Annotated in this window: 13 protein-coding genes; 7 read left to right on the top strand and 6 right to left on the bottom strand. The window is 74.9% G+C overall.

Annotated features, from left to right (window positions below; genetic code table 11):
- The first annotated feature begins 22 nt into the window (after positions 1 to 22).
- Both ABZ495_RS00495 and ABZ495_RS00490 read left to right on the top strand, forming a co-directional pair.
- Complete coding sequence (locus ABZ495_RS00495) at positions 23 to 796, top strand: GyrI-like domain-containing protein (RefSeq protein WP_359803955.1); 774 nt, start codon at positions 23 to 25, stop codon at positions 794 to 796.
- A gap of 396 nt (positions 797 to 1,192) precedes the next feature.
- Positions 1,193 to 2,062: a helix-turn-helix domain-containing protein gene (locus tag ABZ495_RS00490; RefSeq protein WP_329486337.1), complete on the top strand. Its 870-nt coding sequence runs from the start codon at positions 1,193 to 1,195 to the stop codon at positions 2,060 to 2,062.
- A 66-nt stretch (positions 2,063 to 2,128) separates the two neighbouring features.
- On the opposite strand, the gene ABZ495_RS00485 is transcribed toward ABZ495_RS00490, so the two are convergent.
- Positions 2,129 to 4,204, bottom strand: coding sequence for a discoidin domain-containing protein (locus tag ABZ495_RS00485; protein WP_359833720.1), 2,076 nt, complete (start codon positions 4,202 to 4,204; stop codon positions 2,129 to 2,131).
- A gap of 473 nt (positions 4,205 to 4,677) precedes the next feature.
- Here ABZ495_RS00485 and ABZ495_RS00480 point away from each other — a divergent pair, with 473 nt between their 5' ends.
- The 5 genes from ABZ495_RS00480 to ABZ495_RS00460 all read left to right on the top strand — a co-directional run bounded on the left by ABZ495_RS00480 (position 4,678) and on the right by ABZ495_RS00460 (position 10,214).
- Positions 4,678 to 5,499, top strand: a complete 822-nt coding sequence (locus ABZ495_RS00480; RefSeq protein WP_359833719.1) for an alpha/beta hydrolase — start codon at positions 4,678 to 4,680, stop codon at positions 5,497 to 5,499.
- A 397-nt stretch (positions 5,500 to 5,896) separates the two neighbouring features.
- A complete protein-coding gene (locus ABZ495_RS00475) occupies positions 5,897 to 6,874 on the top strand; it encodes a helix-turn-helix domain-containing protein (RefSeq protein WP_359803958.1) in 978 nt (325 codons plus the stop codon).
- Positions 6,875 to 7,164: 290 nt separating this feature from the next.
- The gene (locus ABZ495_RS00470; protein ID WP_359833718.1) at positions 7,165 to 8,163 is read left to right on the top strand and encodes an alpha/beta hydrolase; all 999 of its coding nucleotides are present in this window, start codon (positions 7,165 to 7,167) and stop codon (positions 8,161 to 8,163) included.
- A 213-nt stretch (positions 8,164 to 8,376) separates the two neighbouring features.
- A complete protein-coding gene (locus ABZ495_RS00465) occupies positions 8,377 to 9,312 on the top strand; it encodes a helix-turn-helix domain-containing protein (RefSeq protein ID WP_359833716.1) in 936 nt (311 codons plus the stop codon).
- Positions 9,313 to 9,653: 341 nt separating this feature from the next.
- Positions 9,654 to 10,214, top strand: coding sequence for an endonuclease domain-containing protein (locus ABZ495_RS00460; protein ID WP_359803962.1), 561 nt, complete (start codon positions 9,654 to 9,656; stop codon positions 10,212 to 10,214).
- A 91-nt stretch (positions 10,215 to 10,305) separates the two neighbouring features.
- On the opposite strand, the gene ABZ495_RS00455 is transcribed toward ABZ495_RS00460, so the two are convergent.
- The 5 genes from ABZ495_RS00455 to ABZ495_RS00435 form a co-directional block, all read right to left on the bottom strand.
- Positions 10,306 to 12,582 carry a helix-turn-helix domain-containing protein gene (locus ABZ495_RS00455; RefSeq protein ID WP_359833714.1) on the bottom strand — a complete coding sequence of 759 codons (2,277 nt, stop codon included), beginning with the start codon at positions 12,580 to 12,582 and terminating at the stop codon, positions 10,306 to 10,308.
- Positions 12,583 to 12,807: 225 nt separating this feature from the next.
- Positions 12,808 to 13,821 (bottom strand): 2,3-diaminopropionate biosynthesis protein SbnB, encoded by a 1,014-nt coding sequence (gene sbnB / locus ABZ495_RS00450; protein ID WP_359833713.1) that lies wholly within the window; start codon positions 13,819 to 13,821, stop codon positions 12,808 to 12,810.
- Positions 13,815 to 14,834 (bottom strand): 2,3-diaminopropionate biosynthesis protein SbnA, encoded by a 1,020-nt coding sequence (sbnA, locus tag ABZ495_RS00445; RefSeq protein WP_329486327.1) that lies wholly within the window; start codon positions 14,832 to 14,834, stop codon positions 13,815 to 13,817. Before sbnA ends, sbnB begins: the two co-directional genes overlap by 7 nt.
- A gap of 205 nt (positions 14,835 to 15,039) precedes the next feature.
- Entirely contained in the window at positions 15,040 to 16,374 is a 1,335-nt protein-coding gene (locus ABZ495_RS00440; protein WP_359833711.1) for an MFS transporter, read from the bottom strand.
- Between the two features lie 32 nt (positions 16,375 to 16,406).
- Positions 16,407 to 16,622, bottom strand: coding sequence for an MbtH family NRPS accessory protein (locus ABZ495_RS00435; RefSeq protein WP_329486323.1), 216 nt, complete (start codon positions 16,620 to 16,622; stop codon positions 16,407 to 16,409).
- Positions 16,623 to 16,801: the final 179 nt, after the last annotated feature.

Below are 16,801 nucleotides of genomic sequence, written 5' to 3'. Positions count from 1 at the left end.
AGTCGTACGGGAGTTGTGCACCATGGGTACCACCGGCAAGGCCGAGAACAAGACCGAGCAGAAGGCCGAGAAGGCAGAGCAGGCAGGGCAGGCCGGCAAGGCCGGGGGGAAGACCGGGCAGACCGGGAAGAAGGCCGAGAAGACCGACCACCGCAAGCTGGGCGGCGAGCTGTACCGCGCGAAGGCCGTCCCGCAACCGCTCGACGTCCCCGAGTTCGCCTTCCTGGCCCTCGACGGGACCGGCGACCCGCAGCAGAGCCCCGAGTTCGGGCCCGCCATCGCCGCGCTGTACGCGGTCTCCTACGCCCTGAAGTTCGCCGTCCGGGCCGACACCGGGACGGACTACGCGGTGATGCCGCTGGAAGGGCTCTGGCACAGCGACGACCCGCACTTCGACGCCGTCTCCGCCGACTCCTACGGCCCCGGCGCCCGGGCCGGCTGGCGGTGGACCCTGCTGATCCGCCAGCCCGTCCCCTACACCGACGCGCAACTCGCGGCCGCGCTCGCCAAGGCGGAGGCCAAGGTGGAGGCCAAGGCGGAAGGGAAGGCGGAAGGGAAGGCCGGGGCCGAGGCGGTCGGCCGGCTGCGCCGGGAGTCCTTCACCGAGGGCCGCTGCGTCCAGGTGCTGCACCAGGGCCCGTACGAGACCGAGCCGCGGACGGTGAAGCTGCTGCACGACTACCTGCACACCGAGGGGCTGCGCGAGGCCGGCCGGCACCACGAGATCTACCTCTCGGACCCGACCAGGACGGCCCCCGAGCGACGCCGTACCATCCTGCGCCAGCCGGTGTCCTGAGGCGTCGGCACACCCGGGTACGGACCCCTGACCTCCCGTGGCCGCCGTGGCGCACCTCCGTGCACCGGCTGCGGCCCGCTGGACAGCCATGGACGCCCCCCCTAGCATCGTGAGAATCCCCGTCAGGGCCAGGTGCCCGTCGGGGCCCGTCTTCGCCCGTCCCCGGGAGCCGCTGTCAGGGCGGCGTCCGTCCATCGGACATGCCACGGGGCGAGGTGGATCTGGACGTCTGACCCTGGCGCGCACGGGGGGTGACCGCGCAGGTAGGCATTGAGGTGCGATCGATTGTCATGCCATCGGTCGGTCAGGCGTCGGCTCCAACAGGCCCGGGCTCGGCTCCGGTCGCCCGTCGGACCCCGCCCGAGGGACCCGAGAAGCGGAGGGCTTCAGTCTGCTATGAAGATCGACACGCTGAGCAGCCACGACGAGCGTCTGCGCCGGGCCATCCCCCACATCGTGGCCCAGGTCAGGGACGGTGAGGCCGCCGTCTCGCTGGAGGAGCTGGCGATGGCCACCAACACCTCGCCCGACTACCTGCGCCGGGTCTTCCGGCACCAGGTCGGCGAGCCGATCCACCGCTACGTCCGCAGGCTCCGGCTCTCCCTGGCGGCCTACCGGCTGGTCTACGGGGACCGCACGATCATCGACATCGCGGTCAGCGCCGGCTACAACTCGCACGCGGCCTTCACCCGCGCGTTCCGGTCCGCGTACGGGATATGTCCCACCGACCTGCGCACCAACCCGCAGAACACCGCCTGGCCGACCGCCGGTGCGGCCGGTTCGGACATCCGGCCGGCCGCGATCCCGCAGCGCCGGGTCGCGTTCTACTCCCACCTCGGACCGATCGACAGCGCCGACACCGCCTGGGAGCGGCTGCGCGGCTGGCTCACCACCCACGGCCACTGCCCGGCCCGCTCCAAGGCGTTGGGCGTCTCCTACGACGACCCGGACTTCTTCATCGGCGCCCGGACCCGGCACGACATCTGCGTCCCGGTCTCGGACCGCTTCGACCCGCAGACCAGGGACGGGATGGGCGTCCAAGTCGTTCCGGCTTCAACAGGATTGGCGATGCGTCACGTCGGACCGCCCGAGCTGATCCCGTTCACCTACATGCACCTGGCGGTCAGCGCCGCCACCAAGGGGATGCAGCGCACCGAGCGCCCGCCGCTGCCGTACTACCTGGAGTTCTCCTCGTTCCCCTCGGCGCACCCCGAGCGCCAGGTCGCGGTGGACGTCTACCTGATGCCGCACACCCGCCGGAACTGACCGTCGCGCACGCCCCGCGGCCCCGGACGGTCGCCCGGGGCCGCGAAGCCGTGCCCGCGCCGCCCGTCAGGTGCTGTAGACCCCGACCTCGTGGAGCGAGTAGCCCCAGCTGGTGCCGCGCTGGACCCCGTGGACGCGGACGTACCGGGCCGGGACGCCGGTGAACCGCGCGGTCTCCAGCCCGCCCGCCCCCGTGGTGGTGGACCACACCGACTTCCAGGTGGCCCCGTCGGTGGACACCTCGATGCGGTACGCCTTCCCGTAGGCGCGTTCCCAGTCCAGCGTGACGCGTCCGACCAGGGTGGTGGACCCGAGGTCGAGCCGCAGCCACTGGTCGTCGTTCCAGTCGCTGGCCCAGCGGGTGCCGCCGTCGCCGTCCACGGCCCGGCCGGCCGCGTAGCTGACGAACGGGTTCCATTCGGTGGACGCGGCCGTGGCCGGGGCGCCGGCGGCCAGGTTGGTGCCGGCCCGGTGCTGTTCGGTGCTGCCCCAGGTGGTCAGGTAGGACTCGGCGCCCCGGAACAGGTCGTCCACCACGCCCTGCCCGCCGACCAGCCGGATCTCCTCCAGCCAGTCCGGCACGAGGCCGTAGTGCGCGGCGCCGTCCGTGTTGTAGTCCCAGGTCCGCTCGCCGGTGGTCTGCCGGTCGACGAGCGAGCCGCCGTCGGTGGTGCGGAACGGGTACTGGACCGGGTGCGGGGCGTTCGCGCCGGGCGGCGCGGGCCAGCCGCCGAGGCCGTTCATGTCGGTGCCGTAGCCGTAGCCCACCCCGTACTTGTCGCGCAGCGCGTCGGTGCGCTTCGCCTCCGCGCTGAACGCCTCGGCGCCGTTCATGTACTGGGCGACGAAGCCGCCGAGCTTGTAGACGCGCTCGGTCCAGTCGAGGTCCATCCAGCTGTGCGAGGAGATCACGCCCGGGTAGGACGCGGACTCCAGGATGTCGAAGGCGCGGTCGGCCGCCTTGACGCTCATGTGGTCGACTTCCAGCATCATCTTGCGCTGCATCATCCCGCGCACGGCGTACTCACCGAGGTCGGTGAGGCCGCGGGAGTTGCACTGGGCGCCCGCCGCGTACGCCGGCACGGTCACCCCCGGCGGCAGCAGCTTCTCGGCCTCCGGTGCCGCGGCGAGGCCGATGGGGTTGTCGTGCTGCGGCCCGGCGCACTGCTCGGTGGTCCAGAAGGTGCCGGTGGACAGGAACTGGCCGGCGTTGATCGCCGTGCCGAGCGCGCCCTCGTCGAAGCGGACCCCGCACAGCGCGTTGTCGAACTTGTGGCACAGGAACATGCTGCGCACGCCCAGGCCGTACAGCTCGTCCAGGCCGCGGTCGATGTCGGCCTTGCCGCACTGGGCGACGTCCAGGATCTGCTTGCAGCCGAACGGCTCGGAGGTCTCCACGCCGAGCACGACGGCGAGCTTGCCCTGCGCGACGACCTGGCGGGCCTGCGCGCTGTCGGTGACGATCCGGAACCAGCCCTTCCCCGTTCCGCCGTACATCCGGTCGATGTAGGACTGCAGGTCGTACGTCTTCTGCGCCTGGAGGCGGATGGAGTCCATCTCGTCGCAGCCGCGGTCCTTGAAGAAGTAGACCGAGCAGATCACCCCGTTGGTGACCAGGTCGTCGACCAGCACCCGCTGGCCGCCGCGCCAGGCCCGCTCGACCCAGGCGTAGTAGTTCTGCTCGTGGGTCAGCGAGTCGTGGGCCGGCCAGTCCTTGAAGGTGGGCCAGCCGACCGGGTCGTGCTTGCCGTCGCCACCCTTGGTGATCATGTCGAAGACCGCCAGCGAGCCGTCGGGGTAGTGCTCGGGACAGTCCTTGAGCGCGTCCGCGATCCCGGCCTCGGAGAACGTCTTCCCGCACAGGAGACGGCCGCCGAAGGCCTCGTTGGACATCAGGTGGTCGTGCGCGTCGACGAAGCCGCGGACCTTGCCCTGGGCGTCGGTCCCGCGGAACGGCTCACCGGTGACGCCGATCTGCGAGTCCGGCGCGGGCCGGGCGACCGGGTTCCACCAGCCCGTCCCGCCCGAGGCCCCCGGCGCGGGGGCCGCGAACAGCAGGGAGAAGAGGGTGAGGAGCGAGGCCAGGGCCGTGACGATTCTGCGCCTGCGGTGCGGATGAGGGTGGGACTGTGGGGGTTTCATCGGTCACCATTCGTGTCGTCGATGCAGGGACGACGGGGACGAACGACCCGCCCGCGCGGGGTGTTTGATTGTTTCGCGCCGGGCGACTGTCATGTCCCGCGTACTCGATGCGATGAGAATCGCCACTGTTGGATTCTTAGTCAATAGCCCTGGACGGATGGTCCGTTGACGTGAAAGGCCGTGTTCGATGCGGTAGTTGACTGTCCGGTATGCGGAGACCGGCCGGGCGGTCCCCGGCCGGCCCGGAGCCGCCCCGGGTGGTCGGGGAGACGGGCGGTGCGCGCGTGGGCAAGGGCTGTGCAGGGAGGGAGCACCGCCTGGCCCGCCGGTGCCCTAGCGTTCCCGGTGTTCCGCACGGAGGCCGGGCCCACCCCGTGGCCGCCCCCGGGCCGCCCCCCCCGGCCCGGCTCTCCGGGCCCTCCCCCGGCCGGGCTCTCCGGCCCGGCCGTGACACCCCTTCCGAAAGGCGCCTCATGCCCACCATCACGCTCTCCGACGGCTCGCAGAAGTTCTACAAGGACTGGGGCACCGGTCGCCCCGTCGTCCTCTCGCACGGCTGGCCGCTGAACGCCGACGCCTGGGACGGCCTCGCCGTCGCCGTCGCCGAGGCCGGCTACCAGGTCGTCGCCCACGACCGGCGCGGGCACGGCCGGTCCGAGCAGACCTGGGACGGCAACCACATGGACCGGTACGCGGACGACCTGGCCGAGCTGATGGAGCGGCTCGACCTCACCGAGGCCGTCCTGGTCGGCCACTCCACCGGCGGCGGCGAGGTCGCCCGCTACCTCGGCCGGCACGGCAGCGACCGGGTGCGCAAGGCCGTCCTGCTCGGCGCCGTGCCGCCGCTGATGCTGCGCACCGAGGACAACCCCGAGGGCACCCCGATCGAGGCCTTCGACGGCATCCGGGCCGGTGTCGCGGCCGACCGCTCGCAGTTCTACTACGACCTCAGCGAGGCCTTCTTCGGCTTCAACCGGCCGGGCGCCGAGGTCTCCGAGGGCAAGCGCCGCGAGTTCTGGCTGCAGGGCATGCAGGCCGGCCTCAAGGGTGCCCTCGACTGCGTCGAGGCGTTCTCGGAGACCGACTTCACCGAGGACCTCAAGAAGATCGACATCCCGGTCCTGGTCGCCCACGGCGACGACGACCAGATCGTGCCGATCGCCGCCTCCGCCGAGAAGAGCGTCGAGCTGCTCTCCCAGGGCGTCCTCAAGGTCTACCCGGGCGCCCCGCACGGCCTGGTCGGGGCCTACGAGGCCGCGTTCACCAAGGACCTGCTGGAGTTCCTCGGCGCCTGATCCGACGCCTGATCCGGCGGGTGGCCCGCCCCGGCGGCCACCCCACCACCCCCCGCGGCCCCCGCACGCCCCGGACCGGCGCATCGGCGCAGGTCCGGGGCGTGCGGGCGGTGCCGGGCGGGCGCGAGCACGGCTGACGGCCGGTTAGCCTTGACCCTGCCCGGCGACGGGTCGCCGCCCGGCGACCAGGCCCGCCGGGTGCCGCGCCCCGGCGCGGGCGGAACGGACGGCCGACCCCGCCGGGAGGGTCGCCGGCCCGGGGGAGCCGAGCCCAGCGCGCCCGGTCGCCCCGGCTCGTCAGAACGACAGTCAGACGACCTAGGCACTCTTCTGCTGCCTGCCGCAGGCTGGTCGTGCGGGGCTTCGGCCGTGAACGCCGACAGAGAGGGGCAGCCAGGTGAACCTGCGGGTCACAACCGCCGCGGTGCCGGACGGGGAGAAGGCGGGGCACTGGGGCCGGGCGGTCTCGTACGCGCTGGCGCCGGTGGAGGTGGTGCCGCTCGCCGACGGCCCGTTCGACGGCCGGCTGGAGTCGCACCGGCTGGGCAGCCTGCGGGTGTCCACCCTGGAGGCGGACGCCACGCGGCTGTCCCGGACGCCGGGCCTGATCGCGCGCTCGGCCGGGGCGGAGGCCCAGGTGGCGGTGGGCGTCCAGGTGTCCGGTCACGCCGTGCTGACCCAGGACGGCCGCCGGGCCGAGGTCGCGCCCGGCGACCTCGTGCTGTACGACACCGCGCGCCCCTACTCGGTCGACTACCCGCAGCGCTTCCGCTCCCACGTGTTCCACCTGCCGCACCGGCTGCTCGGTGTGCCGGAGGCCGACATCCGCCGGGTGACCGGGCGGGCCGTCACCTCGCGGGAGAGTCTCGGGGCGGTCCTGCTGCCCTTCCTCGACACCCTCGCCGACGCCGCGCCCAGCTACCCGTCCGCCGTCGGGGACCTCCTGGCGGGCAGCGTCGCCGACCTGTTCCTCACCCTGGTCGGCGAGCTGGCGGGGCGCCCGGCCGCCGGCCCCGACGAGGCCGGCGCCCACCTCGTCCGGCTGGTCCGCGCCCACATCGACCGCCACCTCGGCGATCCGGGGCTGACCCCGCAGGGCATCGCCGACGCCCACCGCATCTCGGTGCGCTACCTGCACCGGCTCTTCGAGAACGAAGGCGTGACGGTGGGCCGGCTGATCCAGCGGCGCCGGCTGGAGGAGTGCGCCCGGGAGCTCGGCCGGCGCAGCCGCAGCGCGCCGACCGTCTCGGCGGTCGCCCAGCGCTGGGGGTTCGTCAACCCCGCGCACTTCAGCCGGGCCTTCCGGGCCGCGTACGGGACGTCCCCGCGCGAGTGGCGGGCGCGGCGTACGGAGGAGGCGCGCACGGCCGGCTGACCGCCGTGCACGGAGCGGCGCGCGGGACCGGCCGACCGCCGTGCACGGAGCGGCGGCTTCCAGTGCGCTCAGGGTACGGTCCCGGGCCCGGCCGGTCCCTAAGGTGACGACGTGCCGGCCGGGCGCCCCGGGCCCCGGCCGGCACGCTCTCCGGGCACGGTGGCAGTACCCCCGGCTCGCCGCCGTGCCCGGACCCGCGGCGCCGGGCGAGCCCGCGACCACCCGGGCGGGGCCACGCCCACCCGCGGAAGCCGGTCCGACCCGGCCGCTACGCCAGGAGCAGCACACCAGTGTCCGAGAGCACCACCCCCGAGGCCCCGGGCCCGATCCTGGACGACGGCCTCCAGGACTTCCTGGCCGCCCGCGCCCACGCCCGCCGCGATCGGACGGCGGCGCCGCCCGGCGGGAGCGCGCCGGAGCCCCTCGACCTCGCCTTCCTGGCCGGGCCCCACCCGTCGGACGGCCACCGGGACACCGTCGCCACCCGGCTGGCGCTGCCGACACCGGCCGGTCACGTCCGGATCCAGGTGATCCGCCCGGTCGACGCCGCCCGGCCGACCCCGGTGGTCCTCTTCCTGCACGGCCTCGGCTGGGTGCTGGGCGACGCCGACAGCTACCGCCACCTGCTGCGGGAGTTCGCCGTGGGCGCGGACGCCGCCGTGGTCCTCGTCGACTACGGGCGCCCGCCCGCCGAGCGGTTCCCGGTCGCCGTCGAGCAGTGCTACGCCGTCGCCCGCTGGATCGCCGCGCACGGCCACGAGATCGGGCTGGACGGGAGCCGGATCGCCGCCGCCGGCGACTCCGCGGGCGCCAACCTGGTCGCGGCGCTCACCCTGCTCCTGCGCCGGCGCGGCGGCCCGGAGCTGCTCCACCAGGTGCTGATCTGCCCGGTGACCGACGCGGACTTCGACACCCCCTCCTACCGTGCCTTCGCCGACGGGTACTTCCTCCACCGGGCGGACATGCGCCGGTTCTGGGACGCCTACCTGCCCGACCCGGCCGGCCGGGCGCAGTCCCTGGCGGCCCCGCTGCGCGCCGGACTGGAGGAGCTAGCCGGGCTCCCACCGGCGCTGGTGATCACCGCCGAGGCCGACGTGCTGCGGGACGAGGGCGAGGCCTACGCGGCCCGGCTGCGCCGGGCCGGGGTGCCGGTGGTGGCCACCCGCTACCAGGGCGTGGTGCACGGCTTCGTCCTGCTCGACTCGCACTGCCGCACCGGCTCGGCCCGCTCCGCCCTCATCCAGGCCGTGGACACCCTCCACCTCGCCCTGCACCGCCACTCCTGGTAGGCCGGCCGCCGCTGGCAGCCGGGGCCGGTGCGGGGCAGGACGGGGGCTCGTGCGGCACCGGCGACCGCGCAGTTCCTCCTGCTGTTCTTCCTGGTCACCCGCTGTCCGACCGGCTGGGATGGGAGGGCGGGCCGCGTCGCCCGCGCCCTTCCCTCACCCCGTGCCAGCACCCGGCCGCCCGGGACCACCCCGGCGGCCGTCGCAGGAGTACCGATGCCCGTCCTCGCCCCCGTCCCCGTCCCCGTCCCCGTCCCGTCCGTCCCCGTCGCGTCCGGCCACGTCCCCTTCGCCGCGAGCATCGCCGGCCACCGGCTCGGCCCGCTGCGGGTCTCCTCGATCGTCGCCGGTCCGTGGCCGGCCGCGCACGGCCGCAGCGTGGTGCTGTGCGGCCGCGGCGACCACATCACCCTGGTGCTGCCGCGGCACGGCACGGCCGCGCTGCTCCTGGACGGTCACGGGACGCCCCTGCGGCCGGGCGAGTTCGCCGTCGCCCGGACCGGCCGCCCGGTCGTCCTGGAGGTGTCGGAGGCCTTCTCCGGCACGGCCTTCCACTGGCCCCGGGCAGCGGCCGGAGTGGCCGAGGAGGACCTGCGGGAGCTGTCCGGCACGGCCTTCCGCTCGGACACCGGGACGGCCGCGCTGGTGGCCGCCTACCTGGACCGGCTGGCCCGCCCCGGGGTCGCACCGGACCCGCAGGTGGCCGCCCGGCTCGCCGGTACGGCACTGGACCTGCTCACCGTCCTCGCCCACGAGCACCGCCGGCGGGCGGCCGGACCGGTGCCCGAGGAGGTCCTGGCCACGATCGCCCGGACGAAGGAGTACATCCTGCGCCGGCTCCCCGACCCCGGGCTCTCCCCGGAGGGGATCGCGGCCGCCCACCACTTCTCGGTGCGCTACCTGCACAAGCTCTTCCAGTACGAGGGCGTCACCGTGGGCCGCTGGATCCAGCGGCGCCGCCTGGAGATGTGCCGCCGCGACCTGGCCCGCCCGTCGGCCCGCCCCGCCACCGTGGCCGCCGTCGCCGGCCGCTGGGGCTTCGTCAGCACCAGCCACTTCAGCCGCGTCTTCCGCACCACCTACGGCCTCACCCCCCGCGCCTGGCAGTCCACCGCCCACGACCCCGCCACCCACCCGGCCCTCCCGGGCTGAGCCCGGTCGACCGGGGGCCGGACGGGATCAACGCGTCCGGAGCGGTGGCGGAGTCAGTGGCCCCCCCGGCGTCCACCGCGCCGATCGGGGTGAAACCGGGCAGGTCGTGCAGGTACCCGTCCTGGAAGACCAGCTTGATCGCACCGAAGGCAGCCCGAACCGCGTCCGCCTCGCGGTGCTGGCCATCCAACAGGGCCTGGCCGACACCTGACCGCGGCGTCGGCGAGAGCGGCCGGCGCACAGGCGCGGAGGTCGGGTGCGGAGCAGTCGCAGTCCAGCGTGGTCAGGACGGCGGCTGTCACCGTCCCGGGACTGTCAGTGATGCTCTCTAACCTGCTCCGGTGGACTGGGAAACCGACGAGGAGTTCTACGCATGGGTCGAGACCCTGGGCGACCCCTGCGAAGTGTGCGCGGACACGCTGTGGCGGATCGATGCGGGCCCCCGGGGGAAGACATGTCAGAGGTGTCGCAACGCGATCCGGCAGGCGCGCCGGCACAAGCTGACGCTCGCCCGGGTGAACGCGATCCTGAGAGCACAGGACGATACCTGCCCGCTGTGCCACCGCTTGGGGGGCGATTCGTCGATGGAGGGCCCGTCCTGGTGGCACATCGATCACGACCACCGATGCTGCCCCGGACAGTCGTCGTGCGGGCGGTGTGTGCGGGGGCTCCTGTGCAGGAACTGCAATGTCCGTGGCCTGGCCTGGTACGAAGCGCTCCCGGGCGAGCTTCGGACCTGGGATCACGGCAACAGCTATCTGGCCGATCCTCCGGCACGCAGGCCGGAGGCCGCAGTGCTGTTCGAAGGCGACCTTGAGGGCGTACGTTCCCGCGACGGCTCGTTCGCCGGGTGGCGCTCCGATCGACCACTGCGGACCGCGCACGAGGCCCCGAGCCGGTAGCAGAGGGCAGCTCCGCCGTGCCGGACACCTGAGGGTCGCCCCGAGGCGCTCGGGCAGGAACGAGTCCGGCTCCGTCGGCGCCGCGCCAGGGTCAGTCCTTCAGCGCCGTCAGGGTGGCTTCCAGTTGGGTGGCTTCGGTGAGGCGGGTGGGGTCGGCGGCGGATTCGGCGAAGGTTCTGGCTTCGCGGGCGGCGGTGAGGGCGCGGTCGTGGTGGCCGAGGGCGGCCAGGGCCTGGGCCTGGCCGAGGGCGGCGATGGCCTGGAGGAGGGGGACGGCGACGCGGGCGCCCACGGTGCGGGCTTCGGCGTAGGTGCGCTCGGCCTCCTGGGCGCGGCCGAGGGCGAGCAGGGCGCCGCCCTGCTGGGACAGGGCGTTGGTCCGGGTGAAGTCGCCGATGTGCGCGGCGGGTGCGGTGGCCGGGTCGGCGAGCAGGGCGAGGATGGTGTCGGTGGTGGCCACCGCGTCCGCGTGGCCGCCGGTGCCGGCCTGGGCCGAGGCCAGGGCCAGCAGGGCCTGGGGGCGGCCCTCGCGGTCGCCCGCCGTCGCGAAGAGTTCGGCCGACCGCCGGGCCCGGGGGACGGCGTCGGCGGGCTCGCCCAGCCGGTTGGCGGCCGCCGCCGCGTAGAAGTGCGCCCACGCCTCCTGGGTGACGTCCCCGCCGCGGCGGGCGAGTTCGGCCGCCTGTTCCGCGATGGCGGACGATTCGCGGGGCTGGTGCGAGCAGTAGTGCACCGCCCAGGCCAGGTAGTTGGCGTGGGTGGCCGCGAGGACGTCGTCGCCCAGGGCGTGCGCCGCCGTGCGGGACAGTCCGAAGACGGTGGGCCAGTGGCCCCAGTTGGTCCAGCGGTCGGAGAACCAGTGCATGGACTCCGCGGTCCGGACGACGTCGGTGTGCCGGCCGGCCGCGGCCGCGGCGCGCAGGGCGGCCAGCCAGTTGGCGCTCTCGGCCTCCAGCCAGGCCTGCGCGGCCCGCGCCGAGCCGAAGCCGACGGGTGCTGCCGCGCGGCCGGCCGGCGGCGGTCCGGGCTGGAACCACTGCCCGGCCTCCGCCGCCCCGTCGAGCAGCCAGCGGTACAGCGCCGCCTCGGCGGCGGCGACGTCCTGCGGGGTCTCCTCCTCGTGGAGCCGCTCGCGCGCGTACAGCCGCAGCAGGTCGTGGAAGAGCAGCCGGTCGCCGGCGGTGTGCCCGAGCAGGCCGAGGTCGAGGAGTTCGTCGAGCATCTCCTCGACCGCGTCCGGCCGCAGACCGGTGAGGGCGGCGCCGGCGCCGGTGTCGAAGTCCGCCCCCGGGACGAGCGCGAGCCGGCGGAAGAGGCGCCGCACCGGCTCGGCCAGCTGCTCGTAGGAGAGTCGGAACGCCGAGCGGATGCGCAGGTCCCCGGCGGTCAGGCGGCGCAGCCGGAGGTCCTCGTCCCCGAGCCGTTCGGCGAGGCCGTCCGCGCTCCAGGCGGGTCGGCTGAGCAGCCGGTTCCCGGCGATGCGCAGCGCCAGCGGGAGGTGCCCGCACAGCTCCGCGATCCGCGCCAGCGCCGCCGGGGCGGACCCGCCAGCCGGCTCGTCCTCGCGCTGGGCGAGGATCGCGCCGAGCAGCGCGGTGGCGGCGCCGACGGGCAGCGGCGCCAGGACGAGCCGCCGGGCGTGTTCGATCCCGGCGAGCGTGCGGCGGCTGGTCACCCAGAGCCGGCCCGCGCCCGGGCCGGGCAGCAGCGCGCGGACCTGGGCCTCGTGGGCGGCGTTGTCCAGGACGACGAGGGCCTCCCGCTCCCGCATCAGCCGGCGGTAGAGCCCGCGGCGCTCGTCGGTCTCGCCCGGCAGGTCGCGTTCGCGGACGCCCAGCGCCCGCAGCAGGCGGCCCAGGGCGTCGTGCGGGGTGACCGGTTCGGCGTCCAGGCCGCGCAGGTCGACGAAGAAGCAGCCGTCGGCGAACCGGTCGGCCAGCCGCGCCCCGGCGTGCACGACGAGTGCGGTCTTGCCCAGTCCGGGCGCGCCGGAGACGATCGAGACCGGTGGACCGGCCGGGGCGCCGGCGGTCCGGGCGAGCCAGTCGGTCTCGGTCTCGCGGCCGGTGAAGTCGGGTACCGCGGGCGGCAGGTCGCAGAGCCCGGTGGCCTCGGCGGCCGGGTGCCGTCGCCGGCCGGCGCGGGCCGCGCCCAGCAGCGTCCCGGTGGCGGCCGGGGCGAGCCCCAGGGTGGTGGCGAGGGCCTGGACGGTGCGGGCCTGGGGGCCGCGGCTGTGGCCGCGCTCCATGTCGCCGATGGCGCGGGCGCTGACGCCCGAACCCTCCGCCAGTTCCTCCAGGGTCAGCCCGGCGGCGTGGCGGTGCGCGCGCAGCAGCGGTCCCAGGGCCGGAACGTCCGGCTGGCTCATCTGACCCCCCGATAGGTGAGGGATCATCGTACCGGCCCACGGCTCTGACCTGCGACGACCCGGTTTCCGGTCGGTGGGGCGCACCCCCGGGTGTCCCGCGGCGCGCCCCGCCGCCGGGCCCCGCCCGCCGCCGGGCCCCGCCCGCCCCCGGGCCCCGACCGCCCCCGCACCCCGGGCCGCCGCCGGCCGAGCGGCGGTCCCGGGGCCCCGGCGGCGCCGGTGGCGTCACCCGGCGGCGGCTCCGGCGCCCTCCGGCAGGAATCCCGCCACCCGGGTGCCCAGCCCGCGCTCGCGTGCCTGCCGGTGGACCAGGCCCGCCAGGGCGAGGTCGAGCGCGCCGAGCCCGAACGGCGAGAAGACGGTGACGCCGTCCTCGGTGCGCCGGTAGTGCTGGTCGGCGCGGAGCACGGCGCCGAGCGAGGTGGAGATGAAGTCCCGGTTGCCGACCAGCTCCTCGGCCAGGTGCAGGGACGTCCGCTCCCGGCAGACGTGGTCGGCGTCGTCGACCACGTTGACCGCGCCCAGGATGCTCTCGGCGGTCAGGTCGCGCAGGGACACGTGCAGCACCAGGGTGCCCGGCCGGCAGGCCTCGGTGGTCAGGTGCGGGGTCCCGGCGGTGGTGGCCAGGCAGACCAGCCGGTGGGCGGCCATCGCGTCCTCGGCCGTCTCGGCGACGGCCGTCTTGAGCCCGGGCCAGCGGGCCTCGCAGCGGGCGGCGAAGGCCTCCGCGCGGGACCGGTCGAGGTCGAACACGGTGACGGTGCCGAGGTCCGGCAGGACGGCCCGGAGGTAGTTCAGGATCTCGAAGCCGATCACGCCGCAGCCGATCAGGGTGGCTCCGGTCTCGGGGGTCTCCGAGGTGAGGACGGACGCGGCGAGGGCGGCGCTGGCCGCCGTCCGCCGGGCCGAGATCAGCGAGCCCTCCAGCAGGGCCTCCGGGTGCCCGGTGGCCATGGAGTTGAGGATCACCGCGGCGGAGGCGCGCTCCCGACCGGCGGCGGTGTTGCCGGGGAAGGAGGAGATCCACTTGATGCCCGCCACCGGGACGTCCTCGCCGAGGTAGGCGGGCAGCCCGATGATCCGGTTGCGCGGGTCGTCGGGAAAGCGGAGGAACACCGAGTGCGGCAGGGCCGTGCGGCCCCGGTCGTGCAGGACGTAGGCGCGGCGGACGGCCGCGACGACCTCGCTCTCGGCACCGTCGAGGACCTGCCGGACCTCCCCTGCTCCGAGGATCAGCATGGTGCCACCTTCATCGCGTACTCCTTCTCCTTCCACAGGTGGGACACGTCGCCGAAGTGGCGGGCGACCCATTCGTCGTTGTAGATCGTGTCGAGGTACCGCTCGCCGCGGTCGGGCAGGACGACCGCGCAGCGCGAGCCGGCGGGGATGCGGTCGGCCATCAGGTCGATCGCCGCCACCAGCGCGCCGGACGAGCCGCCGGCCAGGATGGCCTCGCGCCCGGCGAGCCGGCGGCAGCCGACCACGCATTCGAGGTCGGTCACGTGGACGACCTCGTCGGCGAGACCGTCGCGGTAGAGCGCGGGCCGGACGGCCGCGCCGTGGCCCGGGATCAGCCGGGAGGTCGGGACGCCGCCGAAGATGGCGCTGCCCCTGGCGTCCACCGCGACCACTGTCACCGGCAGGCGCAGTTCGCGGACCTGCTCCGCGCAGCCGCGCAGGGTGCCGCAGGAACTCGTCGCGCAGAACAGGTAGTCGATCCCGCCGGGGACGGCGTCCAGGATCTCGCGCATCGTCCGCCGGTGCGCCTGGGGGTTCAGCGGGTTGGCGTACTGGTTGGGCCAGTAGGCGCCGGGGATGCGGGCGGTCAGCTCGCTGATCCGGCGGATCCGGACCGGCAGGTACTCGCCGGTCACCGGGTCGGTCTCCTGGACCACCTCCACCTCGGCGCCGAGCGCCCGCATGATGGCGATGTTCTGGCGGTTGGTGCGCGGGTCCACCACGCAGATGAACCGGAGCCCGTAGTAGGAGCAGACCTGGGCGAGTCCGATCCCGAGGTTGCCGGAGCTGGATTCGACGACCACGGAGCGGCCGGGCACCAGCGCGCCGGTGCGGATCCGTTCGCGGAGCATCTCCAGCGCCGAGCGGTCCTTCATGCTGCCGCCGGGGTTGAACGCCTCCAGCTTGGCGTAGGTGGTGAAGTGTCGGCCCGGGGCGAGTTTGGCGAGTTCGACCAGCGGGGTGCCGCCGATCGTGCCGAGGACGCCGGCCGGCCGGTCGTCAGGTGCCGGCATGATGGCCTCGCCCCGTCGGATCGGGGCGCGGCCCGAGCATGGTGCGGAACACGCTAGTTCCTCCTGTCAGCACTGGATCGAGGGGTGGTCCGGCCGTCGCCGCCGGGGCCGGGGGTGTGGCCGCGGGGGAGCGCGGGGACCGGGGGAGCGGCCGGGGCGAGGGCCGCCGGCGGAGCGGTACGGCGGCGGGGGTGGCGCCGCCGGGTCACGGGTTCGCCGGGCCGGGCACGGTGCGCACCGTGCGGGCGACCGAGGCGGCGACGGCGAGCAGGACCATCCAGCCCGCCAGGGCCACCGCGGCGGTCCGCGCGCCGGCCGAGTCGAGCAGCAGGCCGCCGAGCAGCGAGCCGATCGGCAGGGCCCCGTTGGACAGCGTGCTCATCGCCGCGAGCACCCGGCCGCGCAGCCGGTCGGGGGTGATGCCCAGCTGGTAGCTGCCGAGCGCCACGTTCCACAGCGGCCCGACGAACCACATCGCCGCGTAGGCGGCGGCGAGCGTGAACGGGTCGCGGCTGACGGCGATCACCACCATCAGCACGGCCCAGGCCCAGTTCGCCGCGATCACCAGGGCGCTGAGGCCCAGGCGGCGGGCGCACCAGGGGGCGGCCAGCGAGCCGGCGAGCCCGCCGGCACCGGCGACCCCGACCATCAGGCCGACCCCGGCCGAGGACGCGCCGACGTCGGTGGCCAGCACGATGGCGACCAGGAACAGCGCCCGGAACATCAGGTTGCTGCCGGCCACCAGCAGGGTGGTGGTGCGCAGGAAGGGGTGCTTCCAGAGCCACCCCAGGCCCTCCCGGACCTGCTCGCGCATGGTGCCGGTGCCGGCGGACCGCTCGGCCTCGAACTCCTTGCGGATGAACAGCAGGCCGGTCAGCGAGACCAGGTAGGTCAGCGCGTCGGCGACGAACGGCACGGCCCGGCCGAGCCCGAACAGGATGCCGCCGAGCGGCGTGCCGAGCATCACGGCGCCCCGCCCGCGCGCCTCGTTGCGGGACAGCGCCAGCGAAAGCTGGCCCGGTGCCACGACGTTGGGGACGGCCGCGTGCGCGGCGAGGCCGTGGAAGACGGTGAGCGCGCCCTCGGTGAACCCCACCACCAGCACCAGCGGGAGGCTGAGCAGGTCGAGCGCCGCCGCGCCGGCGATGACCGCCGCGCCGAGCGCGCGCAGCGCGTCGCACCAGATCATCAGCCGCCGGCGCGGCCAGCGGTCCACCAGGGCGCCGGCCGGCAGCTGGAGCAGCAGGGCGGGCAGCAGCGCGACGAAGCCGGCGAGCCCGGCGTCGAACGGCGAGCCGGTGAGGGCGAGGACCAGCAGCGGGTAGGCGATGGTGGTCGCGGTCGAGCCGAGCAGGGAGACGGCCGAGCCGCCCCACAGCAGCAGGAAGTCGCGGTTGCGGTGCAGCGGGACCACGGCTTCCGTCCCGGCCGCGTCCGCCGGGCCGGGTGGATCGGCCGCGTCCGCCGGAGCGGGTGGATCGGGCGGGTCCGGCGGCCGGGTCTGCTCGTCCGCCGGAGCCCGCGTGTCGGGGCTGGTCATCTGTCACACACCTCGCGGGGCCGGACCGGCCGCTAGCCGGCCGCCCGCTCCATCTGGCGGCGCAGACTGAGCGGCCGCATGTCGGTCCAGACCGTGCCGATGTGGGTCAGGCAGTCGGCCCTGGTGCCCTCGGTGCCCTCCGCGTACCAGCCGAGCGGGAGGTCCCGGTCGGCGGGCCAGACGGAGTACTGCTCCTCGTCGTTGAGGACGACGCGGTAGGTGCGGTCGTCGGTGTCTTCCTCGGCCACGACGGGCCTCCCTCGGGTGAACTGCCGCGTCACGCACCTCACGTGACCGGTGGCGGCGCCAGCGAGCCTGCCGCACCGGCCCGGTCCGGCTGCAGAGAAGGAGGCGCAGTCACCGCGACGCCAAGCCTGCCGCCGTGACTGCCGGTTGTTCTCTCCGGGGAGCGGCCGCCGGGCGACGA

The organism is Kitasatospora sp. NPDC005748 (assembly GCF_040630735.1).
Taxonomy (GTDB): Bacteria; Actinomycetota; Actinomycetes; order Streptomycetales; family Streptomycetaceae; genus Kitasatospora.
This window is presented reverse-complemented; position numbering and strand designations above follow the sequence as displayed.